Consider the following 24,773-nt stretch of genomic DNA (forward strand, 5'->3'; position numbering starts at 1 on the left):
AGTACTTTTTATGAGTAACAAAGAAACTAAACGCATTGTTGTCAAAGTGGGCTCTAGTCTTGTCACGAATAATGGCGAGGGCTTGGATCATGCCGCCATTGCCAATTGGGCCGGACAAATTGCCGAATTGTTAAAAGCGGGTCATGAAGCGCTGATGGTGAGCTCAGGCGCGATTGCTGAGGGTATGCAACGCTTGGGTTGGGCTAAGCGCCCACAAGAAATTCATCAACTACAGGCAGCCGCAGCTGTCGGGCAAATGGGTTTAGTTCAGGTGTATGAAAGTTGTTTTGCACAATTTCAATTGCGTAGTGCACAGATCTTGCTCACCAATGCTGACTTGGCGCATGCTGAACGTAATGCCAATGCCAAAGGCACACTCGATACTTTATTGAAGTTGGGTGTAGTTCCTATCATCAACGAAAACGACACTGTTGTTACTGATGAAATTAAATTTGGTGATAACGATAGTTTGGCTGCTTTGGTCAGTAATTTAGTGCATGCAGACTTATTGGTGATTTTGACCGATCAAGGCGGTTTATTTACCGCGGATCCACGCCAAAATCCAGATGCCACATTGTTAAGCGATGCCACTGCTGGCGATCCTGCCCTAGAAAAAATGGCGGGTGGTGCAGGTAGCGAGCTGAGTAAAGGCGGTATGTTGACCAAAGTGCTGGCTGCAAAAATTGCAGTTCAGACTGGCGCGACAACTGTTATTGCCTCGGGGCGTGAGCCAAATGTTCTAACGCGCTTAATGGCTGGAGAGAAGATTGGCACTCGTTTGAGCGCCAAATAAAATCTTGGCTTATTGAATTCCAAAAGAGTTAGTGGGCTTTGTTCCGCCAGTAAATCCATTGGGGTTCAATGACTGAACCACAGTCTTGATATTTTTTTCTTGTGTGTTGAAATTGCAGAAAGCGCCTTGTGCTAAGGATGCTTGGTAACGATTGGGTACATTACTTTGTATTGATCTCCAGCTGGAGAGCGGATTCTCTTTCCAGGATCCATTTTCCAGCGTGCCATAGAGGCGCCACTGGAACGAATCGCAACGGATGCCTTCATATTGGGCTTGTTGCCCCCCGCTGGGATTAGTCATGACTACGATATAGCGCGTAACCCCATCTGCTCCAATCAAAATGGAGTCGGTATCGACGGCGAATTTAAAAATGGTTTGTTGAGAGACGTAAAAAGGTACCAGGGTTGACGGATTAGGTGGGTTTGCCGGCATCTTAGTGACACCTTCTTTAAATACCATGGGCGCAAATGGATCTAAGCCACTTTCCATTGGATCGCCAGCGCAAGCCAATAGGGATAAAGCAAAACAAATACACATCAGTATTTGGCTAAATCTTTGAAAAAGTGGACTCATTATTTTTGCTTGTCTGATTTAGTGGATTCTTTTGAGCTATCTTCACCCCTAGAATAAAAGGACTGAAATAGATCGAGTGGCGTTCCCCAGGCGAGTTGTTGCATACGTACTCCCTTAGCAAGATAGCGTGCCAGCTCAGATAAGGCCAGTTGATAGACCTCACGCTTAAAGCCAATTACCGCATCCAGTTGAATCCAAAACGGCACCCATCGCCAAGCATCGAATTCAGGATGTTCAGTGGCGCGTAATTGAATATCGCTATCTAAACCAACAAAGCGCAATAGAAACCAGATTTGCTTTTGGCCACGATAGGCTGCGCGGTGAACACGTGTGGCATGTTGTCGGCGTAGGTATTCCTCAGGGACGTCATAGCGGAGCCAGTCCCTTGTTCGTCCAATGATCTGGACATGTTCCGGTAGCAAGCCAACCTCTTCATGCAATTCGCGGTACATCGCTTGCTCAGGGCTTTCACCATGAGCGATCCCACCCTGTGGGAACTGCCACGAATGCTGCCCAACGCGTTTTCCCCAGAAAACCTCGTTACGGCTGTTAAGGAGGACAATGCCGACATTGGGTCTATACCCTTCACGGTCAAGCATGATCGCGCCCCAAATCCTTTAAAATCAATGATTTGATTATATCCATACATGAAAGCATCACAATCATTTCTCGCGACACTAAAAGAAGCCCCCTCTGACGCTGAGGTGGTTTCGCATAAGCTCATGGTGCGTGCGGGTTTAATCCGCAAACTGAGCGCTGGTGTTTATAACTACTTGCCTTTGGGGTTGAAGGTGATTCGAAAGGTGGAAAACATCATTCGCGAGGAAATGAATCGTGCGGGTGCAATTGAATTATTGATGCCAATGATTCAGCCGGCAGAGTTATGGCAAGAGACAGGTCGTTGGGAAAAAATGGGGCCTGAGTTATTGCGCATCAAAGACCGCCATGACCGCGACTTTTTGATACAGCCAACTTCCGAAGAAGTAATTACCGATTTAGCTCGCAATGAGATTAAGAGCTACAAACAATTGCCGGTGAATTTTTATCAAATCCAGACGAAGTTCCGCGATGAGCGTCGTCCTCGTTTTGGCATCATGCGCGGCCGTGAGTTCAGCATGAAAGATGCGTATTCGTTTGATCGCGATACCGACGGGTTGAAGAAGTCATATCAGATCATGTTTGACGCATACACCCGTATCTTCAAGCGAATGGGCTTGAAGTTTCGTGCAGTGACCGCTGATAACGGCGCTATTGGCGGCTCTGGTAGTCAAGAGTTCCATGTGATTGCGGATACTGGAGAAGATGCGATTGTGTATTGCCCGAATTCGGATTACGCAGCCAATTTAGAAGCTGCAGAATCATTGGCATTGATTGCCGCACGGGCCGCAGCAACTCAAGTAATGGCAAAGGTGGCAACGCCTGATAAAACCAATTGCGCAGACGTGGCGAAGCTCCTCAATATTCCGCTTGAGAAAACCGTAAAGTCTTTATTGTTCGCGGCTGATCAAGAAAATGGTCCAGCAAAACTCTTTATGTTGTTAGTGCGCGGTGATCATGAGCTCAACGAAGTTAAGGCGAGCAAAGTGCCAGGCATGGCTGAGTCACGTTTTGCTACTGAAGCAGAAATCAAGCAAGCATGTAATGCCCCTGCTGGATATTTAGGTCCCGTTGGTATTAGTTCAGATGTCACGGTTGTTGCCGATCGCACTGTAGCCAATATGTCGGATTTTGTATGCGGTGCTAATGATGCTGGCCACCATTTGACTGGGGTGAACTGGGGCCGTGATTTACCAGAGCCTGTGGTGTTGGATATTCGTAATGCGGTAGTTGGCGACCCTTCCCCTGATGGCAAGGGCGTGGTTGATATTTGCCGTGGCATTGAAGTCGGTCACGTTTTCCAATTGGGTACTCGCTACTCCGAAGCAATGGGCTGCACTTACTTAGATCAACAAGGTAAAGCTCAGCCAATGGTGATGGGTTGTTATGGCATTGGTGTAACTCGTTTGCTAGGTGCGGCTATTGAACAAGGTCATGACGACAAGGGAATTATTTGGCCTATCTCTATGGCGCCATTTGAGGTAGTTATTTGTCCAATGGGTTACGAAAAATCAGAGCAAGTAAAAGCAGCATGTGATCAGCTTCACGATGAGTTGCTTGCTGCTGGTGTCGATGTGATCCTGGATGATCGCAATGAGCGTCCAGGCGCAATGTTTGCTGACTGGGAGCTGATTGGCGCGCCTTTCCGCGTAGTTATTGGGGATCGTGGTTTAGCGGATTCCCAGGTGGAATTTAAAGGCCGTACCGATTCTGAGTCCCAGAATATACCTTTGGCGAAAATTAAAGATACTGTCATTGCAGCAGTTCAAGCTGCTAAAAATACAGTCGCTTAATTAATATAGTTCTTAATTTTATTTTTTAAAGAGTCCGCCAATACCTTTGGCGGCTCCTTTAGCGGCCATGGCAGCCATAGTGCGCGCCATCTTGCCACCCTTAAACTGTTTCATCATCGTTTGCATTTGCTCGAACTGAGCCAGCAGGCGATTGACTTCTTGCACCTCTACTCCTGATCCTGCAGCAATGCGACGCTTACGACTAGCTTTCAATAGCTCTGGTTTTCTGCGCTCTTGAGGAGTCATGCTGTCGATAATTCCACGCATGCGTTTGGTTTGTTTATCCGCATTGCTGAGGTTTGCCTTCGAGGCGGCCTGAGCCACCTGACTGGGAAGCTTATCCATCAAACTAGCCATGCCACCCATCTTTTGCATTTGCATTAACTGATCTCGAAAATCTTCAAGATCAAAACCGCCTTTGGAAATCTTGTTCGCTAACTTTTCTGCTTTCGCAACATCGACGTGTTGCTGAGCCTGCTCGACTAGGGCGAGAATGTCGCCCATGCCCAAAATGCGGTTCGCCATACGCTCCGCATCAAAGGCTTCTAAACCATCCATCTTCTCGGCTACGCCGATAAATTTGAGAGGTACGCCAGTGACCTGACGGACAGATAGCGCAGCGCCGCCACGAGAGTCGCCGTCTAGCTTGGTGAGGATAACTCCCGTGAGGGGAAGTGCCTCATGGAAAGCTTTGGCGGTATTGACGGCATCCTGACCTAGCATTGCGTCCACCACAAATAAGGTCTCAATCGGATTGAGATTGGCATGCAAAGTTTTGATCTCTTGCATGAGCGCCTCATCAATGCCTAGACGGCCCGCAGTATCGACAATCACTACATCAAAGTAATGGCGACGTGCCCAATCTAGGGCAGCAGTCGCAATATCGCTTGGCTTTTGATTAACGTTGCTTGGAAAAAATTCTGCGCCAACTTGCTTCGTGACTGTCTCTAGTTGTTCGATCGCGGCAGGGCGATATACGTCACAAGAAACGGTGAGTACTTTCTTTTTCTTTTTTTCTTGCAGCCATTTGGCTAGTTTGCCAACGGAAGTGGTTTTACCTGCACCCTGTAAGCCTGCCATCAAAATGACTGCAGGCGGTTGGGTAGCTAGATTGAGTTCACCGCTTTGATTGGCATCGCCTGCCATGACTTGAGCAAGCTCGCGTTGCACGACTCCAACCAAGGCTTGGCCTGGACTCAGACTCCCAACAACCTCTTCACCTAGCGCCTTAAATTTAATCTGCTCTAGTAAAGACTTCACTACTGGTAGGGCTACGTCTGCCTCTAATAAGGCAAGACGGATTTCCCGTAGCATTTCTACGGTATTGGCTTCGGTAAGGCGGGCTTGGCCTCGCATTGTTTTCACAACACGGGATAGGCGATCGGTGAGGTTTTCTAGCATTTATCGATTAGACTTTGTAGATGGATATTTTAGGTCACCCAGCGCACGAGTTGCTTCCATCCGCACTCTATCTGCTTCTTTTGCTTTTTTTGAGCTTTAGCCCAAAGGGCAAAGACAAATCCTCAGAATCTTCGCCACTGATTCAGGCCTTTATTCTTTTGGCCTTACTGGCGCATGGCATGAAGCTCCATGATTCCGTATTTACCCCTCAAGGTTTTGTTTTCGGGTTTGCACAAGATTTGTCCTTGATTGCCTGGGTTGGCTTGGCTTTCTATTGGTTCCAATCTTGGTTTCTGCCTATTTCTAGCTTGCGTTGGTTGGCTGTTCTGTTTGCCTTGGTCTGCCCACTTTTGCCCAGCCTGTTTCCTGGAACATTAATTTCGCCAAGAGCGGTTTCCGATCCTTGGTTTAAAGGACACTTTATTGTTGCCACGATTTCGGTGGGCTTGCTTAGTTTGGCTGCAATGCATGCGATGTTGATGAGTATTCAAGATCGGGCATTACATCGTCAACTCGCGATTGTTCCAAATAGTCGAGTTGCACATTGGCTCGAAGATTTACCTCCATTGATGACCATGGAGAGTCTTTTATTTAACTTGCTCTATGTTGGATTTGCTTTATTAAGCCTGACCGTTTTTTCTGGTTTGCTGTTTTCGCAAACGCTGTTTGGTAGACCGCTGGTGTTTGACCACAAAACTATTTTTGCTTTGGTCTCCTGGTTTTTATTTGCTGGCTTATTGTTGGCGCGTTGGCGAGTGGGCCTACGTGGTCGAGCAGCGATTCGTTGGGTATTGAGTGCGTACACTGCTTTACTTCTTGCTTATGTAGGAAGTCGTTTTGTTTTAGAAGTCATTTTGCAGAGAGCGTAATTCTTGTTCAAGTGGCTTTTATTACTTGCGGGCGCATATCTTTTTTACCGTTGGTTAAAGGGTAAAAAGCAGATTCAAGCTGGGCGAGGGGAGGCTCATAATCCTAGGCCAAATAAGGCTCCAAAGGCTATTGAGCCAGAGGGGATGGTGCAATGTCAGCATTGCAAAGTACATCTTCCAAAATCCGAAGCCAAGATTTTTGAGGAACGTTTTTATTGTTCAAAAGAGCATCTCAATGCGATCGATCAACAAGGTTGGGTAGGCTCTGCAAAATGGCGTCCTTCACCAAACCAAGATGTGCGCCCAGAAAATATTTCTCCAGATTTGGTTGTGATTCATCATATTAGTTTGCCACCCAGTGAATTTAGATCAACAAACTCTAGTCAGTACATTATTGATTTTTTTCAAAATCAATTGGACTCAACAGCGCATCCTTATTTCGAAGAGATTGCAGGACAAAAAGTATCCAGTCATTTTTTGATTACTCGAACTGGTGAATTGATTCAGTTTGTTTCAACTCAAAATAAAGCATGGCATGCGGGCGTTTCTTCCTTTATGGGTAGAGAGAAATGCAATGACTTTTCAATTGGTATTGAATTAGAGGGCGATGGTGAGACGCCATTTGAGGAGGCTCAATACCAAGCCCTAAATAAACTGATTCCAATCTTGGAAGCTTGTTATGCCAATCTGCAATTTGCGGGGCACAGTGACATTGCCCCCGATCGAAAGACGGATCCCGGAATGTATTTTGATTGGAAAAAGTTCCAAAAAGAGACAAACGTTTCTTTAAAAAATCTGCCATACGGACTAACTTCTCGGTAGCCTCTTTTTTGTATGTAAGCGTACGCTTACTTTTTTAGCCTTTAGGTAAAAGGGAAAAAAAATCCGCACCAAAATGACCCTTAAAAAAGGTCAATTACATAGTAAAAGTACTGATAAATATTTGTAAGAAAAGACTTATCAAGAACTCAATATTTCCCTATACTTAGTGGCTAATGCGCTTCAAGACACTAGATGTAGTGTTTGAATCTAGCAATACCCCATTGTTTTTTAACGATATTTTGTCCAAATAACTATATATAGACGCAGGAGTAACATGACATACGCAAATCCACAGACGGCAGGCCAAATACCTGGTGCAAATAACCCAGGAATTAACCCTGCAGGGGCAATCAATCAGACCCCTTCTGCCAGCTTTGTCGCCGGTGGAGTTGGTGGTACTCAGGCAACCCAATTGTCTGATTACAAAATTATTCGCCGCAATGGCTCTGTTGTTGCATTTGAGCCATCCAAAATTGCGATTGCAGTAACTAAAGCATTTTTGGCGGTTAATGGTGGCCAAGGCGCTGCATCTGCACGCGTACGCGAGCAAGTTGAGCAATTGACTCATTCTGTTGTGCGCGCTTTATTGCGTAGCCGTCCTAATGGCGGTACTTTTCATATCGAAGATATTCAAGATCAGGTTGAATTGGCTTTGATGCGTAGCGGCGAGCACAACGTTGCTCGTGCTTATGTTCTCTATCGTGAAAAGCGCAACCAAGAGCGTGCCGCGCAACAAGAGGTTGCTCAAGAAGCTCAGACTGCAAACCAGGCTGCGGAGTCTGGCATCAAGGTAACCGACAACGGTGTAGAAAAGTGGCTTGACATGGCTGCATTGCGCACCGTGATTGAAGCTGCTTGCGAAGGTTTGGGTAATCACATTGATGCAAGCCCAATCATCACTGAGACTATCAAGAATTTGTACGATGGCGTACCAATGGCGCAGGTGTATGACTCTGCTATCTTGGCTTCACGGACTTTGATTGAAAAAGATCCAGCGTATAGCCAAGTAACAGCGCGAATCTTGATGCACGTGATTCGTAAAGAGATCTTGGGTAAGGAAGTCTTGCAAGGTGATATGCAAGCTGAGTACAGCACTTACTTTGCTAAGTACATTCATGAGGGTATTTCCGCTGAGTTGTTAGATCCGCGGATGAGTGAGTTTGACTTGCCGCGCTTGGCTGCTGCCTTGAATGCTAGTCGCGACTTGCAATTCAACTACCTTGGCCTACAAACCTTGTATGACCGTTATTTTTTGCATATTGAAGATCGTCGTATTGAGATGCCACAAGCATTCTTCATGCGTGTTGCAATGGGCTTGTCTTTGAATGAGCTTGATCGCGAGCGTCGTGCGATTGAGTTCTATGAAATCCTTTCTACATTCGATTTCATGTCCAGTACACCAACTTTATTTAATTCAGCAACAACACGTCCACAACTCTCAAGCTGCTACTTGACGACTGTTGAGGATGATCTTGATGGCATCTATGAGGCATTGAAAGAGAATGCATTGCTATCTAAGTTTGCTGGTGGCTTGGGTAATGACTGGACTAATGTTCGTGCATTAGGAAGTCATATCAAAGGGACTAACGGTAAATCACAAGGTGTTGTGCCATTCTTGAAAGTGGTTAATGACACTGCGGTTGCTGTGAACCAAGGCGGTAAGCGTAAGGGTGCGGTTTGTGCTTATCTAGAAACATGGCACTTGGATATTGAAGAGTTCTTGGAATTGCGTAAGAACACGGGTGATGACCGTCGCCGTACTCATGACATGAATACTTCTAATTGGATTCCTGACTTATTCATGAAGCGTGTAATGGAAAACGGTGACTGGACATTGTTCTCCCCATCCAATACACCCGACTTGCATGACAAGTTTGGCAAGGCATTTGAAGAGGCTTATGTTGCCTATGAGCAAAAAGCCGATCGTGGCGAGCTCAAGCCATTCCGCAGAATTCCAGCGCAGCAATTGTGGCGCAAGATGCTCGGTATGTTGTTCGAAACTGGTCACCCATGGATCACTTTCAAAGATCCATGCAATATTCGTAGCCCACAGCAGCATATTGGCGTGGTTCACTCTTCTAACCTCTGTACTGAGATCACCCTCAATACAAACGAGGATGAGATTGCAGTTTGTAACTTGGGTTCTGTGAACTTAACTGCTCACATGACTACCGATGCGAACGGTAAATTGGTTCTCGATCACGAGAAGCTCCAAAAAACTGTACGTACTGCAATGCGTATGCTCGATAACGTGATCGATATCAACTACTATGCTGTGGCCAAGGCACGCAACTCTAACTTGAAGCATCGTCCAGTCGGTATGGGCATCATGGGCTTCCAGGATTGCTTGCATATGCAGCGCATTCCATACGCTAGTGAAGAGGCTGTGAAGTTTGCGGATTCATCTATGGAGGCGATTTGCTACTACGCATACCAAGCTTCTAACGAATTGGCTGAAGAGCGTGGCGTATACAGCACTTATAAAGGCTCATTGTGGGATCGTGGCATCCTGCCACAGGATTCAGTAGCGATGTTGGCGGCTGAGCGTGGCGGTTACGTAGAAGTGGATAGCTCTTCAACTATGGACTGGAGCGGTTTGCGTGCGCGCATCAAGCAACACGGTATGCGTAACTCCAATTGCGTGGCAATTGCGCCGACAGCAACGATTTCGAACATCATTGGTGTTTCTGCTTGTATCGAGCCAACATTCCAGAACTTGTTTGTGAAATCTAACCTTTCTGGTGAGTTCACAGTAGTAAACGAGTACTTGGTGCGCGATCTGAAAGATCGTGGACTCTGGGATGAGGTCATGATCGCCGATTTGAAGTACTTTGACGGTACTTTATCTAAGATCGATCGTATTCCCCAGGATCTCCGCGATCTGTATGCAACTGCCTTTGAAGTGGAACCAAGCTGGTTGGTTGAGGCCGCTTCCCGCCGTCAAAAATGGATCGACCAGGCTCAGTCATTGAATATTTACATGGCTGGTGCTTCAGGCAAGAAATTGGATGACACCTACAAGTTGGCTTGGTTGCGTGGTCTGAAAACGACTTACTACCTCCGCACAATGGCGGCAACCCACGTTGAGAAATCGACTGTGGCTAGCGGTCAATTGAACTCTGTTTCTAGTGGCGCTGAAGGTAGTGGTGTAGCTGCGGCTCCTGTTGAGGCGGATGGTCCAGTTTGCACAATGCGTCCAGGTGATGCTGGGTTTGAAGAATGTGAAGCATGCCAATAAGCATTTGGTTTATTGGTCAGAAATAAAAGAATTTAGGAGAAAGTTATGTTGAATTGGGAAGAGGAAGTAGCTCCAGCACTAGCGAAAGCTGGTCTTGCGCCACAACCGGTTGCGGCTGAACCGCAACGCCCGCAGCCAGACCAAGTGGCGATGGCGGCACCTCAAGCTGCTGCGCCCGCAGCAGCGCAAACACAAAGCGCGCCAGCAGCTGGCATGGAAACTCGTCGCGTTAATGTGGCTGATAAGCGTGTTATCAATGCGAAAACAGACGTCAATCAGCTCGTTCCATTTAAATATAAGTGGGCTTGGGAGAAATACTTAGCGGGTTGCGCTAACCACTGGATGCCACAAGAGATCAATATGAACCGCGATATCGCGCTTTGGAAAGATCCAAACGGCCTTACAGAAGACGAGCGTCGCATCATTAAACGCAATCTTGGCTTCTTTACTACAGCGGATTCTTTGGCTGCAAACAATATTGTTTTGGGTACATATCGCCAAATTACCGCTCCAGAGTGCCGCCAATACCTATTGCGCCAGGCTTTCGAGGAGGCAATTCATACCCACGCTTATCAATATATTGTGGAATCTTTGGGTCTAGACCAAGGCGAAATCTTCAACGCGTATCACGAAATTGAGTCGATTCGCGCTAAAGATGAGTTCCTGATTCCATTTATTGATGTGTTAACTGACCCAACATTTAAGACAGGCACGCTCGAAAACGATCAAAAGTTGCTTCGTTCTTTGATTGTTTTTGCTTGCGTAATGGAAGGTTTATTCTTTTATGTTGGTTTTACGCAAATACTTGCAATGGGTCGTCAAAACAAAATGACGGGTGCCGCTGAGCAGTATCAATACATCCTTCGCGACGAGTCAATGCACTGCAATTTTGGTATCGATTTAATTAACCAAATCAAGCTGGAGAACCCGCAGTTATGGACTTCCGCGTTCAAAGACGAGATTAAATCGATCTTCGAAAAAGCGGTTGAGTTGGAGTACCGTTATGCCGAAGATACGATGCCTCGAGGAGTACTCGGATTGAATGCTCCGATGTTCAAAGGTTACCTAAGATACATTTGTAATCGCAGATGTTTGCAAATAGGACTTGACGCGATGTTCCCAAATGAAGAGAATCCATTTCCATGGATGTCAGAAATGATTGATCTTAAGAAAGAAAGAAACTTTTTTGAGACACGCGTTATTGAGTATCAAACCGGTGGTGCGCTAAGTTGGGAGTAATGAACTAGTTTTAAAGCGCACAACTGGCTAAATAGGAGATTAGACGGTTGGTTAGTTTAAGAAGTCAGCAAAAACAGACTCAAATCCGAAAACCCTTGCTCAAGGGTGCTTGGGCTATTTCCCCCGTTTTTTCCAGCACATTTAAGAAGCCGTTGTCCTTCGGGGCCACGGCTTTTTTTCCAGGATTCATTAGCGTGCAGCACTTAGCTTCAAGCCGCGCGCCGATGAATGGCTCGCTCGTTCATTCTGAATGGTCGGGTCTTCTTAATGTAGTTTGTACTAATCCTCACGTGAAGGAGTAACACACATGGCAACAAAGAAAAAACCTGCTGCAAAGAAACCTGCTGCTAAGAAAAAAGTAGCTGCTAAGAAACCAGCCGCTAAAAAAGTAGCTAAAAAGCGCCCAGCTGCTAAGAAAAAAGTAGCCGCTAAGAAGCCAGCTGCTAAGAAGGCTGCTAAAAAGCGCCCAGCTGCTAAAAAAGCTGCCGCTAAAAAGCCAGCTGCTAAAAAAGTAGCTAAAAAGAAGCCAGCTGCTAAGAAAAAAGCAGCCGCTAAAAAGCCAGCTGCTAAAAAGCGCGTAGCAAAAAAAAAGTAAGTAAGCCTGCTGCGAAGAAAGCGGGCTCTGCAGTAAAAAAGCCCGCGGCTAAGAAAGCTGCACCAGCGACTAGTGCGTTGAATCCTGCCGCTGCTTGGCCCTTCCCAACTGGCACACGTCCTTAAGTTTCGACTTTAGACGGGTGTTGTCAGAAGGGGTCTCTCACGAGACCCCTTTTTTATTCTAGGCACGGCAGTGGAAGTTTTTAGAAGCTAAATCCAAAAGCCGATTTGAATTGCTCAACAATCTGGGCTTTGCTCGGTTGGTGATTTTGGGGGCCTTGGTGGGTGATTTTGATTGAACCCATGAGGCTGGCTAAGCGCCCAGTCGTTTCCCAATCCATACCGTTTTCAAGACCAAAAAGTAGTCCGCCACGGAATGCATCGCCACACCCAGTCGGATCAATGACTTTTGCCGCTGGAACAGGTGGAATGGAAATGCATTTGCCACCTGAATAGATTTCTGCGCCTTGAGCGCCTTTGGTGACGATGAGTGCTTTGACGCGTTCAGCAATTGTTGCCAACTCTAAACCGGTTTTTTTGGAGAGCATTTCCCCTTCATAGTCGTTTACTGCCAAATAGCTGGCAATTTCCACTAATTCGAGCAGTTCTGGGCCGTCAAACATCGGCAAACCTTGGCCGGGATCGAAAATAAATGGAATATTCGCATCGGCAAGTTGGTGACAGTGCTCCCACATTCCCTGCCTACCATCGGGTGCAACGATTCCGAATTTAGCTGCGCCTTTGGTGTTCTTGCTGCGCTCAGCAACAACTGCTGCAACTTCATTGAGGTGTGATTCACTCATCGCGCCTGGGTGAAATGCGGTAATTTGATTATTGGCTTGATCGGTGGTGATCATGGCTTGCGCTGTAAAAGCATTTTCGATCTGGCGAATATGGCTAGCGTCGATCTTCAGTTGCTTCAGATGATCCAGGTAAGGGTTCGCATCGCCACCAACGGTTGCCATGATGATGGGATCGCCACCCAAAAGGTGGAGGTTATAGGCAATATTGCCTGCACAACCACCGAATTCACGGCGCATGGTTGGAACTAAAAACGCCACATTCAGGATATGAATTTGCTCTGGGAGAATTTGATCGGCAAATTTGCCTTCAAAGTTCATGATGGTGTCGTATGCGATAGAACCGCAGATCAGGCTAGCCATAAATTGCTTTCTGTGTTGATTTTGAGTTTGATTGGGTAGGGAATGAAGTGTAAAAAGTTGCCAGGATAGGATCAGCGCGGGTAAATGACATGTACTCGATAGCCCGCAGCATTGGCTGGCAGCACGATTGGCAACTCAGATTGAATTATTTCGCCAGCAGGCGCACCATTTTTTAAAAAATCAGGGTGAGATTCTTGCCAAGAAGGCGGAAGCCATTCTTTTGGACTTAGTTGAATCGATTTGAGTTCAGATTCTTCTGCGTCAGTCAGAGAAATTTCTAAATTTGGAAATAAAACCGGAACTGCAAGACGATTTTGTATTTCAACTTGCAACATAGATTGATTTGCAGGGATTTTAAGGCCCTCACGCGCGTTTTCAGGCGAAAGTGTTGCTGAAGTTATTTTCCACGCGGAAAAATCGCTCACAGGGCGATTAAAGCACCCTAGTGCACTGCATAATTTTTGATCAATCAATTGCAAAAGCGAAAATGCGCGCACGGCAATGACATTTGATGAGCCATCGATGCGCGGTGCTAGCGCTGGGATGAGTGTGTTTCTGGAAAGATGCTCGCCAAAAATGAGCACTAGGATGAAAAAGAGACTAAGCAGAGTCGGTTTTAAGTATTTCGACTGCTTAATACTTTTTTTTTGAGCAGATTCGGGTTTCAGGGTGCCATGCAAACATACCCAGCCTTCACTCACTCGCCAGACAGAGAGTTTTAGCCACTGACTATAGGTTGCAATCACTTCATCTGCTTGGCGAGCTAGAACACCGGACAACACGATTTGCCCGCCTGGACGCATTTTGTTGACCAATGCAGGCGCGAGCACTTGCAGGGGGTTAGCCAAAATATTGGCCATCACAATGTCGTATTTTTTTTCTGCGGCGAGCTCTGGGGCGCCTTCAGTCGGCAATACAAAACGGATCTCTGTATTGTTAATCTCCGCATTGCTGCGCGCGGCAACCATTGCTTGGGGGTCAATATCGGTGCCAACTACCGGACGACAACCCAGTTTTGCGGCGGCGATTGCCAAAATGCCTGATCCACAACCGTAATCCAACAAACTTTGGTTTGAGAGATTGGGGTGTTCTTCTAGCCAAAGTAGACACAAATGCGTGGTTGGATGACTGCCTGTACCAAACGCAAGTCCTGGATCAACCGCTAGACAAATTGCATTGGGGTCGTTTGGCGCTTCATGCCATGAGGGAACTACCCAAATTCGTTTACCAATCTGAATCGGTGCAAATTGACTTTGGGTTAAGCGTACCCAGTCTTGTTCTTCAACCGTTTTTTCTTGAGGCGGAGATAGTTTGAAGCCGGCCTCTTTGAGAGAAGCAAGCAGTTCCGGCATAAATTCTACGGAGCCAGATGCATCGATTTCTGGATTAAAGAGGGCGGTAACGGCGGATCTATCCCATGCTTGCACTTCAGGTGACAAACCCGGCTCACCATAAAGCGGGTTTTCATCGTAGCCACCTGCGGCATCATCTTCAACGGTGACCGATAGCGCGCCCAGCTCGAGTAAAGCGTCTCCTAAAGGCTCAGCCGTTTCCGCCGCTACCGTGAATACCAGTTCACGATAAGACATGTAAGACTCTTATAACTCGCATGAATTAAGGCGCATTAAGACTTGCCACGACTGGCAGCTTGTTCTTCTAAGCGATGCTCTAGATAGTGAATACTCGTGCCACCTTCCATAAAGTTAGGGTCGAGCATGAGTTCGCGATGCAGGGGAACATTGGTCGTAATGCCATCAATCACCATTTCAGAGAGGGCAATTTGCATGCGGCGAATTGCTTGTTCGCGAGTATTGCCGTACGAAATGAGTTTGCCAATCATGGAATCGTAATTGGATGGCACCATGTAACCGCTGTAAGCATGTGAATCAACACGAATACCAGGACCGCCTGGCATATGGAATGAGCCAATTCGACCAGGGCTTGGGGTGAACTTGAAAGGATCCTCTGCGTTGAGTCGGCACTCAATGGCATGTCCGCGGAACACAATGTCTTTCTGGCGATAGCTGAGCTTTAGTCCAGCCGCGATACGAATTTGTTCTTGCACGATATCGACGCCCGTAATCATCTCGGTTACTGGGTGCTCAACCTGAACACGGGTATTCATCTCGATGAAGAAGAACTCACCGTTTTCGTACAGGAATTCAAAGGTACCAGCACCACGGTAGCCAATTTTTCGGCAGGCATCTGCACAGCGCTCGCCAATTTTGGCGATTAAACGACGATCAATGCCTGGGGCTGGCGCCTCTTCAATCACTTTTTGGTGGCGACGTTGCATAGAGCAATCACGTTCACCTAGCCAAATCGCATTGCCATGTGTATCCGCCAGAACTTGAATTTCCACATGGCGAGGTTTTTCTAAGAACTTCTCCATATAGACTTCTGGGTTGCCAAATGCACGACCTGCTTCTTCGCGAGTCATATTGACGGCATTAATCAGGTGCGCTTCAGTATGAACTACACGCATTCCACGACCGCCACCGCCACCAGCGGCTTTAATGATCACGGGGTAACCCACTTTTTTCGCAGCAGCAATAATTTCTTTTGGATTGTCTGGTAATGCGCCTTCGGATCCTGGAACGCAAGGAACGCCAGCTTTAATCATGGCGCGCTTGGCAGAAACCTTATCACCCATCAAGCGAATGGATGCCGCTGTAGGGCCAATAAAAGCAAAGCCGGATTTTTCAACACGCTCGGCAAAGTCTGCGTTCTCTGAAAGGAAGCCATAACCTGGATGGATTGCTTCAGCGTCCGTTACTTCCGCTGCGGAAATAATGGCCGGCATATTGAGATAGCTTTGCGGCGATGGTGCTGGGCCGATACAGACGGCTTCATCAGCAAGTTTTACGTATTTCGCTTCTTTATCGGCTGTGGAGTACACCACAACAGTTTTGATTCCCAACTCGCGGCATGCGCGTTGGATGCGAAGGGCGATTTCTCCGCGATTGGCAATCAGAATCTTATCGAACATGTCGGCTCTGAGTTAAGTAAGGGGTTTGGAAAAAGTCAGGCGCTTAAGTGCTTAAGGTGCTTAAGCGATGACAAATAGGGGCTGATCAAACTCAACACCTTGGCCGTTTTCAACCAAAATTTCTTTGATAACACCAGCCTTCTCAGATTCAATTTCATTGAGCAGTTTCATTGCCTCAATGATGCAAAGTGTTTGACCTACTTTGACGGTGTCACCTACATTCACAAAGTTCGGTGATTCTGGATTTGGGGCGCGGTAGAAAGTGCCAACCATTGGTGAGCGAGCAACAAAGCCTTCTTCAACAGCCGGTGCTTCTGTAGCTGGCGCTTGTGGTGCAGCAGCTGTAGCAACTGGTGCTGCGGCAATAGCTTGTACTGGAGCAGGGTTGGCATAGACAACTTGACCTGCAGTAACTGGAGAGCCGGAATTAACGATGCGAACACGATCTTCACCCTCGTTTACTTCTAGTTCAGAAATGCCTGATTCAGAAACTAGATCGATCAGGGTTTTGAGTTTTCTAAGATCCATATGAGTGTGTCCTCTCTTGAAATTCTGTAGTTAAGCTTATTTTTGTAAACGGGCGATCGCAGCCTGTAATGCAAGTTCATAACCAATAGCGCCAAGTCCACAAATCACTCCAGTTGCGATGTCGGATAAATAGGAGTGTTTGCGAAACTCTTCGCGTTGGTGAATATTGGATAAATGGACTTCGGTAAATGGAATGGCAACACCGGCCAACACATCACGCAGGGCTACGCTGGTATGGGTAAAGGCGCCTGGATTAATGATGATGAAATCAACTCCATCCTGCTTTGCCTTTTGAATGCGATCGATGAGTTCCCCTTCATGATTGCTTTGATAGGTGCTCAGCTCGACGGACTGGGATTTTGCAAGCTCTCCCAGTCTTTGGTGGATATCTTTAAGGGTAGTTTTGCCGTAAACCTCTGGTTCACGAGTGCCCAATAGATTGAGATTTGGGCCTTGTATGACAAGAATTGAAGCTTTTTTAGACATAGATCCCTGTTTTTAGAGACAGTTAGGTATCAATTGTTTAATTTGGCTGAATTTAACTATTAAGCCGCCTAGACTGCTATTGCTTCTTTTTTGCTTCAGTTGCTATGGATGAAAGTATACCCTCAGAAATATCTGAAAAGTCCAAAAATGGGGAATGAAAATGAAATTTTCACTACTTTTAAGAGCAAATAATGAAAATTAATGAGGAAATTGCCTAATAATTCAGCAATAAACGGTCGATTGCATACAAATAAAATACGCTAATTAAGCTCAAAGTGCGTTGTTGATAGCCTTTTTGAGCTCATCTTCACTTATTTTCCCTAATTTTGTAAAAGTCGATTTTCCGCTTGGGTTGATAACGACGGTATAGGGCAAAGCACCCTGAGCATTGCCCATTTGCTTGGCAAGATTGCTACCCTCCAATCCGCCGATGACGATTGGATATGAAACTGGCGTTTTTTGGAGAAATTCACGTACGTTAGATGGTGAATCGATACCAATGCCGACAAATAGCACGTTTTTTGAAGCGTATTCTTTTGAAACTTGATCCAAAGTTGGCATTTCTTCTACGCAAGGAGGGCACCAGGAGGCCCAAAAGTTAATCACCAAGACCTTTCCTTGCCAATGTTCACTATTGACTGGTTTTCCATCTGGACTTTGCCAAGGATTGGCAAAAAATGCCTTAATTGATGGCTCGCTAGCGAGACCGGATTGGGAAATCCAATGCGAGGTAAAGATGCCAGTTAGAAGTGCCATTACGCTAACGCCAGCAATCACAATCCATTGTCTTCGGTTCATCTCAAGTCCTTCGCTAAAATTCATTAATGCATATACATATTTTGGGCATTTGCGGTACTTTCATGGGCGGCATTGCCGCAATTGCCAGACAAGCTGGACATCGCGTAACGGGTTGCGATGCCAACGTGTATCCCCCAATGAGTACGCAACTTGAATCTCAAGGTATCGAACTGATTGAGGGTTTCTCACCAGATCAATTATTGCAGTTTGAGACGATGCCCGATTTATTTGTAATCGGCAATGTAGTTTCACGCGGTAATCCGCTGATGGAAGCAATTTTGAACCAAGGGCTTCCATACATTTCCGGCCCGCAGTGGTTGGGTGAGCAAGTTCTGTATGGCAGACATGTTTTAGCCGTAGCAGGCACGCATGGCAAAACCACTACTTCTGCAATGCTGACATGGATATTGGAATTCAATGGATATAAACCAGGCTATTTGATTGGTGGCGTGCCTTTGAATTTCACAGTTTCTGCGCGTTTAGGCGAGAGTAAATATTTTGTGATTGAGGCGGATGAATATGACACCGCATTTTTCGATAAGCGCAGTAAGTTTGTTCATTACAGACCACGTACTGCTTTGCTAAATAATTTGGAATTCGATCACGCTGATATTTTTGCTGATTTAGCTGCGATTGAAACCCAGTTTCATCATTTGGTGCGCACGGTTCCGGGCGACGGATTGTTGGTCGTCAATGGCGAAGAGCCCGCATTAGAGCGAGTTATAACCAGGGGCGCATGGGCGCCGGTGGAGCGCTTTGGGCAAGATGCTGCTAATGAATGGTCTTTGGTTTCGCAAGTGGCCGATGGTTTCATTGTTCGCAAAGCAGGTAAGGATGTTGCGACAGTGACGTGGGCTCCTGACTCTGGTGTGATGGGCAGACATAATCAATTAAACGCACTAGCGGCGATTGCATCGGCAAATCATATTGGCATTTCACCGGAGGATTCTGCACGCGCATTGGCGGAATTTAAAAACGTCAAGCGTCGTCTCGAAACCATCGGTGTTGCAAACGATATTACGGTCTATGACGATTTTGCACATCATCCTACCGCCATTACAACAACAGTTGATGGATTGCGTCGACGCGTAGGTAAGTCTCGTATCTTGGCTGTTCTCGAGCCTCGCTCTAACACCATGAAGCTGGGAACGATGAAAGCCCAACTACCGGATAGCTTGCAGCAGGCCGATAAAGTATTTGCTTATGGCGCCAGTAGCGGTAAAGAGTCATTAGGTTGGGATTTGGCTGAGGTTCTAGCGCCACTCAATGCTAACGAGGATGCCAAAGCATGTGCCTTTAATAATCTGGATTCTCTAGTGCTTGCCGTTGCAAAAGAGGCTAAGCCAGGCGATCACATTTTGGTAATGAGTAATGGCGGGTTTGGTGGGGTACACCAAAAATTATTAAAGGCAATCGCAAGCTAATGTAGTTTGTGACCACTATAGATACTGAAAGTAAATTCATGGGCGATCGATTAAAAGGTAAGGTGGCAATTGTTACTGGAGCAGCTAAAGGCATTGGTTTTGCAACGGCCCAGCGTTTTGCACAAGAGGGTGCAATTGTGATTGTTGCCGATGTAAATCCAGAGGCTGTCAAAAGCGCTGCTGCGCAAATTCCCAATAGCGAAGCGCATGTCATGAATGTGACTGACCGTGCCAGCATTCAGGGGGTTGTAGATCAAGTGATGCAACAACATGGCCGTATAGATATTTTGATTAATAACGCAGGCATTACTCAAGATGCGCGCCTGATCAAGATGACTGAAGCTCAATTTGATGCAGTGATTGATGTGAATTTAAAGGGGGTCTTCAATTGCACACAATTAATTGCTCCACACATGCTGGAGGCAGGCTCGGGCGCGATTGTGAATGCCTCGAGTGTTGTTGGTTTGTATGGCAACTTTGGTCAAACTAATTATTCGGCTACAAAATTTGGCGTGATTGGATTTACCAAGACCTGGGCGCGCGAGCTTGGCCCCAAAGGTATTCGTGTAAATGCGGTATGTCCAGGATTCATCGCTACTGAAATGGTGAAAGTGATGCCGGAAAATATTCTGAAGGATATCGAGAAGCGAAGTTGGCTTGGGCGTTTGGGCACTCCAGAAGAAATGGCTAATGTGTATTTATTCTTGGCTAGCGACGAAGCAAGCTATGTCAACGGCGTTGCATTAGAAGCTAGCGGCGGAATTTCGCTTTAAGAATGAATCTCTTATATGAAGAGGGTGGCGATATCAAAATCGCCACAGTGCAGTCTGCGTCTGGGGTAGGTGAGGCTGAATCTTGGCAGGCAACGAGCTTGTCTGGTAAAAAAATCAAACTCAAGGCTAAGGAAGTTTGGTTGCGCTTTGAAAAACCTGAAGCTCAGGCTGTGATGGATGAAGCGCTCACGCTGTCAAAAGAAATTGATTTGCAATTGCTTTGGGACTGCGCTCCAGATGAAGAGTTTGGATTGGTGGATGTTGCCCACGAGTATTTTGGGGATCAGGCCACAATTCCTCAGCAAGTTTCGCTGGCAATTGCGTTGCAAGGCGCGCCAGTCTTTTTTCGGCGCAAAGGACGGGGACGTTTTCAGAGGGCGCCTTTAGAGCAGTTACAGGCAGGCTTAGCGGCGTTAGAGCGCAAACAAAAAGAGTTAGAGCAACAGTCCCAGTGGCAACAAGAATTGGTGGCAGGCGCGTTTCCAGAAACTCTGAAAGCATCTGCCAAGCAACTCCTCTTTTCTCCGGATAAAAATAGCTCTGCTTATAAAGCCTTAAGCGCTGCATGCACGGAGACTGGTGAATCTCTCGCTCAACTGATGATTCGCTGTGGCGCGATTGATTCTCCTCTCGCATACCACCAAGGTATGTTTTTAAAGGCTCACTTTCCAAATGGCTCTGCTCATAATCCCAATGTAGGAGTTGATAACGCTGCTTATGATGCTGCGATTGCAGAACTTCCTTTGGCAGAAGTGCAGGCTTTCTCAATTGACGATTCTGGTACTACGGAAATTGATGATGCACTTTCTGTAACAGATTTACCGGAAGGTGCGCACCGCATCGGAATTCATATTGCAGCGCCTGGGCTGGCTTTAACTAGAGATGATGCGTTAGATCAAGTGGCTCGTAGCCGGATGTCTACGGTTTATTTTCCGGGCGACAAAATCACGATGTTGCCGGATGCGGTGATTCAGAAATTCTCTTTGGATGAAGGGGCTGCAAGACCTGCTTTATCAGTCTACGTAGATATTGATGCAGACGGCTTAGTAAACCGAGAGACTATTCAAATGCGCGCGGAAATGGTTCCGATTGCCGCGAATTTGCGCCTTGAAAATATCGAAGACTTGGTCAGTGATGAGACTTTGTCTGATGCCAGCACTGAATACCCTTTCAAAAAAGAATTAGATATTCTGTGGCGAGCTGCAAAACACTTGCATGCTGGGCGCCAAGAAAAAAGAGTCGCCAATGGCTTACGTGCGGAACAACTAGGTTTGGTAGACCCAAATGCTTTGGCAAGAGATTTTCATTTTCAGATCAAAAATAATGATGGAGTGGAGTGGGTAGAAATTGCTCCACGTCAGCGCGGTTCCATTCTGGATACGATAGTTGCCGAGTGGATGATCTTTTGTAACAGTGCATCAGGTCAATTGCTGGCTGAACATGGCTTGCCAGGTTTATTTAGAACACAAAAAGGCTGGGGTCCTATGCGGACTCGGATGCAAACAACCCCGGGGCCTCATGAAGGCTTGGGCTTGGACTACTACGCTTGGTCTACTTCGCCTTTGCGTCGTTACTCTGATTTGATCAATCAATGGCAGTTGCTGGCATTGGCAAAACACGGCGTTACCGCAAAAATGGTTGCTCCTTTTCCTCCACGGGATGCAGTCTTAATGGGAATTGCCGCAGAGTTTGAATCTTCTTATCAAGCCTATGGTGAGTACCAAGACCGCCTGGAGAAATATTGGTGCTTGCGTTGGATGACGCAAGAAGATAAGTCAAAGGCAGTTTATATACGACATCTAAAAGAGGGTATGTCGAGGGTTGAGCCAATACCTTTGCACTTGCCAGTTCCAGAGCTAGCAAGCCATCCACGCATGACTCGAGCTCACGTGATGGTGTCTGATGTAGATCTATTGCAATTAAGTGCAGCGGTCAGGGTATTGGAGATTGAGTCGACACAGTCAGATAATCATGCCACTGAGGGCCAAGAAGTATTGCCATCTGGAGAGGCGGAAGAAGATGCGAGCCTGGATTAGACCAATCCATCTCCCGCACTTTGAAAAAGTGGAGCGTTTGATTTCCTATTTTCAAGATGCTTGGCGTAAGCACCCGTTTCGTTTGGCTCTACTTGTTTCATTAGGCATGCACATCATCTTCTTGTCGTTTCGTTGGGGCATCGGGGAGATTCAGAATCGACGCCTCAATACGCCCCTGAGTGTGGTTCTAGTTAATGCCAGTAATAAGGCTCCCCCTAAGGAAGCGAATAAATTGGCGCAGGCTGCTTTACAGGGCGGCGGAAAGTCAGAGGTACAAGATGCGACGGCTCTGCATCGCGCCAGATTGGGGGCTGAGGCTCGCCTTGAAGTTCTAGAGAAGCAGCAAAAGCAAATGCTGGCTAAATTAGATGAGCAGCGCGCTCGCTCTGGTGGACGTAAAAGTGGCGATGATCAAAAGGTAGTTCAACAGCTCAATTCACTAGAGGCAGAATTAGCTAAACGACTGCAGCAAGATGGTCGTCAACCCCGTCGCAAAGTATTAACGGGCGCCAATACAAAAGCTGTGACTTTTGCCCATTACTTTGATGCTATGCGCCAAAAAATCGAGGCCTATGGCAGCACGTTTTTTCCTCGAGCAAATGGACGACCTTTGTATGGAAGCTTGATCATTGTGGTGAGTGTGGATGCTCAAGGCCGTATTACCAATAATGCTCAGGGTAGGGAGGGGCTTTCCATTGGGCGTAGCTCTGGCAATCCGGAGCTCGATCGTCAAGCGCTTGCAATTGTTAGGGCTTCTGCGCCATTTGGACCCTTCCCCACGGAAATGCGAAATCAAATCGATGTGCTGGATTGGATATCGACTTTTGACTTTACTCGAGAGGGAAACGATCATTTGGAATTACGAAACTAATTCGCTTATTCTGTAAGCCTTATGACGCTAAACGCTACTCCTGATCTTCATACAGACCCAAGTCTTTTCTCGGGCAAGGACGTGTATGCGGTCGCAGGAAATCCCATCTCCCATAGTAAGTCGCCCACAATTCATCAATCGTTTGCAGAGCAGGCTCAGCAATCTATGCATTATGGCCGTTTGCAACCTGAGTTAGATGGTTTTGTAAAAGTAGCAAAGTCATTTTTTGCTGCTGGCGGCAAAGGAATGAATGTCACTGTCCCTTTTAAATTAGATGCACAGGTGTTTGCAGATCAATTAACAGATCGTGCTCGCTTGGCTGGTGCCGTGAATACGTTGTGGATTCAGGATGGAAAAATTTATGGCGACAACACTGATGGCGCTGGATTGGTAAGGGATTTATTGGCGCAAGGGATTGATATTCATGCTGCACGTATTTTGTTGTTAGGTGCGGGTGGTGCGGCGCGCGGCGTGATTGGGCCGTTATTAGAGCTTTCACCCAAATGCCTGGTCATTGCTAATCGTTCTACCGCTAAGGCAGATGAATTGGTGAAGTTGTTTGCTGATCTAGCTGCCCGCAAAGAAGTCGCCTTAGGGTTGCGCACCTTGGCGGATCTAGAAGATATCCAAAAAACTTCTCATTCTTTTGATCTGGTGATTAATGCAACAGCTGCGGGATTAACGGACGAGTCACCTTTGAGTGAAGCGGCGGTAATGCAGGTTTTCAAGCCGGGCTCCTTCGCTTATGACATGGTGTACGGTAAGACCACAGCCTTTATGAAACAAGCTTTACAGCGTGGTGCTCGCATCAGTGATGGTTTGGGGATGCTTGTAGAACAAGCGGCAGATGCCTTCTTGCTGTGGCGTGGTGCCGAGCTCGCTAATAAGATTGATCCGCGCACTGTTTTAGCTAAATTACGTAGCTAATAAGCAATCAACAAATAACAATCCACAAACAAGCAAACACTAATTTTTCAATGCGCTGGATTTTCTATCCGTTGAAATGTCTGCTGGCAGGCTTTGTTGCCATGCAGCTTTATTTCGTAATCCAGATTGGCTTATGGACTAGTCTAGACCCCAGTAACACAGCCTTTCAGAGGGCAGAACATTGGCGTTTATGTTCATGGCATTTAACATGCGACATTCAATCTCAATGGGTGCCCTATGACAAGATTTCGAATAATCTCAAGCGTGCAGTCTTGGTCAGTGAGGATGACATCTTCTTTCAGCATAAAGGGGTGCGTGTTGAGGATATGCAAAAGGCTTGGGAGAGAAATCAACAGCAGACCCAGGAACGATTGCACTCTGGTGCAAAGACAAAGCCTACTTTACGGGGTGGCTCAACAATTACTCAGCAGCTGGCCAAAAATCTATTTTTATCGTCTGAGCAACATTATTTCCGTAAGACACAAGAGCTCATCATCACCGGTCTCCTGGAATTGATCCTTTCAAAACAAAGGCTCTTTGAGATTTATTTAAATTCAGTAGAGTGGGGTGAAGGCATTTTTGGTATTGGCGCCGCTGCCCAGCATTACTACGCAACAACTCCTACTGGATTGGATGTAGAGCAATCTGCTGCTTTGGCTTCTGCTTTGCCTGCCCCCAAATGTTTTGATAAGCAACAGTATTGCTATAGGGGGGGCATTAACTATTCCGCTCGCCAAGAATTTATTCTTGAAAATATGGGGCGCGTTAGATTGACTACCCGCACCAGGGGCGCGGATCAATAAACACCTTTTAGCTCTTTGGTGACTAGCCAATCATTAAATATACCCACTAACAA

21 protein-coding genes and 2 pseudogenes are annotated in these 24,773 nt (G+C 46.6%); 13 read left to right on the plus strand and 10 right to left on the minus strand.

Going from position 1 to position 24,773, the window contains the following annotated elements; translation table 11 throughout:
- Positions 1-10 precede the first annotated feature (10 nt).
- Positions 11-790 (plus strand): annotated as a pseudogene (proB, locus tag IC571_RS01055) (glutamate 5-kinase); the annotation flags it as partial.
- A gap of 12 nt (positions 791-802) precedes the next feature.
- On the opposite strand, the gene IC571_RS01060 reads toward proB, so the two are convergent.
- Positions 803-1,366: a CNP1-like family protein gene (locus IC571_RS01060; protein WP_215316901.1), complete on the minus strand. Its 564-nt coding sequence runs from the start codon at positions 1,364-1,366 to the stop codon at positions 803-805.
- Positions 1,366-1,965 carry an RNA pyrophosphohydrolase gene (locus IC571_RS01065; protein ID WP_215316903.1) on the minus strand — a complete coding sequence of 200 codons (600 nt, stop codon included), beginning with the start codon at positions 1,963-1,965 and terminating at the stop codon, positions 1,366-1,368. The genes IC571_RS01060 and IC571_RS01065 overlap by 1 nt, the downstream gene beginning before the upstream one ends.
- 48 nt (positions 1,966-2,013) lie before the next feature.
- Between IC571_RS01065 and IC571_RS01070 the strand changes: the two genes are divergently transcribed.
- Positions 2,014-3,756 (plus strand): proline--tRNA ligase, encoded by a 1,743-nt coding sequence (locus tag IC571_RS01070; protein ID WP_215316905.1) that lies wholly within the window; start codon positions 2,014-2,016, stop codon positions 3,754-3,756.
- Positions 3,757-3,774: 18 nt separating this feature from the next.
- On the opposite strand, the gene ffh is transcribed toward IC571_RS01070, so the two are convergent.
- On the minus strand, positions 3,775-5,157 hold the full coding sequence (gene ffh, locus IC571_RS01075) for a signal recognition particle protein (RefSeq protein WP_215316907.1): 1,383 nt from the start codon (positions 5,155-5,157) through the stop codon (positions 3,775-3,777).
- A gap of 20 nt (positions 5,158-5,177) precedes the next feature.
- On the opposite strand from ffh, the gene IC571_RS01080 reads away from it, so the two are divergent.
- The 5 genes from IC571_RS01080 to IC571_RS01100 all read left to right on the plus strand — a co-directional run bounded on the left by IC571_RS01080 (position 5,178) and on the right by IC571_RS01100 (position 11,920).
- Complete coding sequence (locus IC571_RS01080; protein WP_215316909.1) at positions 5,178-6,026, plus strand: inner membrane protein YpjD; 849 nt, start codon at positions 5,178-5,180, stop codon at positions 6,024-6,026.
- Positions 6,027-6,029: 3 nt separating this feature from the next.
- Positions 6,030-6,848, plus strand: a complete 819-nt coding sequence (ampD, locus tag IC571_RS01085) for a 1,6-anhydro-N-acetylmuramyl-L-alanine amidase AmpD (RefSeq protein WP_256437690.1) — start codon at positions 6,030-6,032, stop codon at positions 6,846-6,848.
- Positions 6,849-7,122: 274 nt separating this feature from the next.
- A complete protein-coding gene (locus IC571_RS01090; RefSeq protein WP_215316911.1) occupies positions 7,123-10,086 on the plus strand; it encodes a ribonucleoside-diphosphate reductase subunit alpha in 2,964 nt (987 codons plus the stop codon).
- Between the two features lie 45 nt (positions 10,087-10,131).
- On the plus strand, positions 10,132-11,325 hold the full coding sequence (locus tag IC571_RS01095) for a ribonucleotide-diphosphate reductase subunit beta (RefSeq protein WP_215316913.1): 1,194 nt from the start codon (positions 10,132-10,134) through the stop codon (positions 11,323-11,325).
- 307 nt (positions 11,326-11,632) lie between these two features.
- Positions 11,633-11,920, plus strand: coding sequence for a hypothetical protein (locus IC571_RS01100; RefSeq protein ID WP_251373450.1), 288 nt, complete (start codon positions 11,633-11,635; stop codon positions 11,918-11,920).
- A 205-nt stretch (positions 11,921-12,125) separates the two neighbouring features.
- Here the strand turns inward: IC571_RS01100 and IC571_RS01105 are convergent, their stop codons facing one another.
- From IC571_RS01105 to IC571_RS01130, 7 genes and pseudogenes are all read right to left on the minus strand, one after another.
- Positions 12,126-13,085, minus strand: coding sequence for a carbohydrate kinase family protein (locus IC571_RS01105; protein ID WP_215316914.1), 960 nt, complete (start codon positions 13,083-13,085; stop codon positions 12,126-12,128).
- A gap of 71 nt (positions 13,086-13,156) precedes the next feature.
- The gene (locus IC571_RS10460) at positions 13,157-13,669 is read right to left on the minus strand and encodes a DUF3426 domain-containing protein (RefSeq protein ID WP_251373527.1); all 513 of its coding nucleotides are present in this window, start codon (positions 13,667-13,669) and stop codon (positions 13,157-13,159) included.
- A gap of 84 nt (positions 13,670-13,753) precedes the next feature.
- Positions 13,754-14,674: pseudogene (gene prmA, locus IC571_RS10465) on the minus strand (50S ribosomal protein L11 methyltransferase); the annotation flags it as partial.
- A 35-nt stretch (positions 14,675-14,709) separates the two neighbouring features.
- Positions 14,710-16,074 carry an acetyl-CoA carboxylase biotin carboxylase subunit gene (gene accC / locus IC571_RS01115; RefSeq protein WP_173954987.1) on the minus strand — a complete coding sequence of 455 codons (1,365 nt, stop codon included), beginning with the start codon at positions 16,072-16,074 and terminating at the stop codon, positions 14,710-14,712.
- A gap of 60 nt (positions 16,075-16,134) precedes the next feature.
- Positions 16,135-16,602, minus strand: coding sequence for an acetyl-CoA carboxylase biotin carboxyl carrier protein (gene accB / locus IC571_RS01120; RefSeq protein ID WP_215316918.1), 468 nt, complete (start codon positions 16,600-16,602; stop codon positions 16,135-16,137).
- A 36-nt stretch (positions 16,603-16,638) separates the two neighbouring features.
- Positions 16,639-17,088 carry a type II 3-dehydroquinate dehydratase gene (gene aroQ / locus IC571_RS01125; protein ID WP_215316920.1) on the minus strand — a complete coding sequence of 150 codons (450 nt, stop codon included), beginning with the start codon at positions 17,086-17,088 and terminating at the stop codon, positions 16,639-16,641.
- A 270-nt stretch (positions 17,089-17,358) separates the two neighbouring features.
- Complete coding sequence (locus tag IC571_RS01130; RefSeq protein WP_215316922.1) at positions 17,359-17,886, minus strand: TlpA disulfide reductase family protein; 528 nt, start codon at positions 17,884-17,886, stop codon at positions 17,359-17,361.
- A 26-nt stretch (positions 17,887-17,912) separates the two neighbouring features.
- Here IC571_RS01130 and mpl point away from each other — a divergent pair, with 26 nt between their 5' ends.
- The 6 genes from mpl to mtgA are packed head-to-tail and all read left to right on the plus strand — an operon-like array spanning position 17,913 to position 24,720.
- Positions 17,913-19,310 (plus strand): UDP-N-acetylmuramate:L-alanyl-gamma-D-glutamyl-meso-diaminopimelate ligase, encoded by a 1,398-nt coding sequence (mpl, locus tag IC571_RS01135; protein WP_215316923.1) that lies wholly within the window; start codon positions 17,913-17,915, stop codon positions 19,308-19,310.
- A gap of 38 nt (positions 19,311-19,348) precedes the next feature.
- Positions 19,349-20,083: a 3-oxoacyl-ACP reductase FabG gene (fabG, locus tag IC571_RS01140; protein WP_215316925.1), complete on the plus strand. Its 735-nt coding sequence runs from the start codon at positions 19,349-19,351 to the stop codon at positions 20,081-20,083.
- A 2-nt stretch (positions 20,084-20,085) separates the two neighbouring features.
- Positions 20,086-22,119: a ribonuclease catalytic domain-containing protein gene (locus IC571_RS01145; RefSeq protein WP_215316927.1), complete on the plus strand. Its 2,034-nt coding sequence runs from the start codon at positions 20,086-20,088 to the stop codon at positions 22,117-22,119.
- Positions 22,103-22,990: an energy transducer TonB gene (locus tag IC571_RS01150; RefSeq protein ID WP_215316929.1), complete on the plus strand. Its 888-nt coding sequence runs from the start codon at positions 22,103-22,105 to the stop codon at positions 22,988-22,990. Before IC571_RS01145 ends, IC571_RS01150 begins: the two co-directional genes overlap by 17 nt.
- A 21-nt stretch (positions 22,991-23,011) precedes the next feature.
- Complete coding sequence (aroE, locus tag IC571_RS01155; protein WP_215316931.1) at positions 23,012-23,917, plus strand: shikimate dehydrogenase; 906 nt, start codon at positions 23,012-23,014, stop codon at positions 23,915-23,917.
- A 50-nt stretch (positions 23,918-23,967) separates the two neighbouring features.
- The gene (mtgA, locus tag IC571_RS01160) at positions 23,968-24,720 is read left to right on the plus strand and encodes a monofunctional biosynthetic peptidoglycan transglycosylase (RefSeq protein WP_215316933.1); all 753 of its coding nucleotides are present in this window, start codon (positions 23,968-23,970) and stop codon (positions 24,718-24,720) included.
- Positions 24,721-24,773 lie beyond the last annotated feature (53 nt).

The organism is Polynucleobacter sp. MWH-UH2A, assembly GCF_018687195.1.
Taxonomy (GTDB): Bacteria; Pseudomonadota; Gammaproteobacteria; order Burkholderiales; family Burkholderiaceae; genus Polynucleobacter.

Excerpts from the sequence above, each read along its gene's own strand:
- mtgA (WP_215316933.1), top strand. The coding sequence starts at position 23,968 with ATGCGCTGGATTTTCTATCCGTTGAAATGTCTGCTGGCAGGCTTTGTT.
- IC571_RS01090 (WP_215316911.1), top strand. The coding sequence starts at position 7,123 with ATGACATACGCAAATCCACAGACGGCAGGCCAAATACCTGGTGCAAAT.
- accC (WP_173954987.1), bottom strand. The coding sequence starts at position 16,074 with ATGTTCGATAAGATTCTGATTGCCAATCGCGGAGAAATCGCCCTTCGC.
- ffh (WP_215316907.1), bottom strand. The coding sequence starts at position 5,157 with ATGCTAGAAAACCTCACCGATCGCCTATCCCGTGTTGTGAAAACAATG.
- accB (WP_215316918.1), bottom strand. The coding sequence starts at position 16,602 with ATGGATCTTAGAAAACTCAAAACCCTGATCGATCTAGTTTCTGAATCA.
- IC571_RS01070 (WP_215316905.1), top strand. The coding sequence starts at position 2,014 with ATGAAAGCATCACAATCATTTCTCGCGACACTAAAAGAAGCCCCCTCT.
- aroQ (WP_215316920.1), bottom strand. The coding sequence starts at position 17,088 with ATGTCTAAAAAAGCTTCAATTCTTGTCATACAAGGCCCAAATCTCAAT.
- IC571_RS01130 (WP_215316922.1), bottom strand. The coding sequence starts at position 17,886 with ATGAACCGAAGACAATGGATTGTGATTGCTGGCGTTAGCGTAATGGCA.
- IC571_RS01060 (WP_215316901.1), bottom strand. The coding sequence starts at position 1,366 with ATGAGTCCACTTTTTCAAAGATTTAGCCAAATACTGATGTGTATTTGT.
- IC571_RS01145 (WP_215316927.1), top strand. The coding sequence starts at position 20,086 with ATGAATCTCTTATATGAAGAGGGTGGCGATATCAAAATCGCCACAGTG.
- IC571_RS01150 (WP_215316929.1), top strand. The coding sequence starts at position 22,103 with ATGCGAGCCTGGATTAGACCAATCCATCTCCCGCACTTTGAAAAAGTG.
- IC571_RS01080 (WP_215316909.1), top strand. The coding sequence starts at position 5,178 with ATGGATATTTTAGGTCACCCAGCGCACGAGTTGCTTCCATCCGCACTC.
- fabG (WP_215316925.1), top strand. The coding sequence starts at position 19,349 with ATGGGCGATCGATTAAAAGGTAAGGTGGCAATTGTTACTGGAGCAGCT.
- IC571_RS01100 (WP_251373450.1), top strand. The coding sequence starts at position 11,633 with ATGGCAACAAAGAAAAAACCTGCTGCAAAGAAACCTGCTGCTAAGAAA.
- aroE (WP_215316931.1), top strand. The coding sequence starts at position 23,012 with ATGACGCTAAACGCTACTCCTGATCTTCATACAGACCCAAGTCTTTTC.
- IC571_RS01065 (WP_215316903.1), bottom strand. The coding sequence starts at position 1,965 with ATGCTTGACCGTGAAGGGTATAGACCCAATGTCGGCATTGTCCTCCTT.
- mpl (WP_215316923.1), top strand. The coding sequence starts at position 17,913 with ATGCATATACATATTTTGGGCATTTGCGGTACTTTCATGGGCGGCATT.
- IC571_RS01105 (WP_215316914.1), bottom strand. The coding sequence starts at position 13,085 with ATGGCTAGCCTGATCTGCGGTTCTATCGCATACGACACCATCATGAAC.
- IC571_RS01095 (WP_215316913.1), top strand. The coding sequence starts at position 10,132 with ATGTTGAATTGGGAAGAGGAAGTAGCTCCAGCACTAGCGAAAGCTGGT.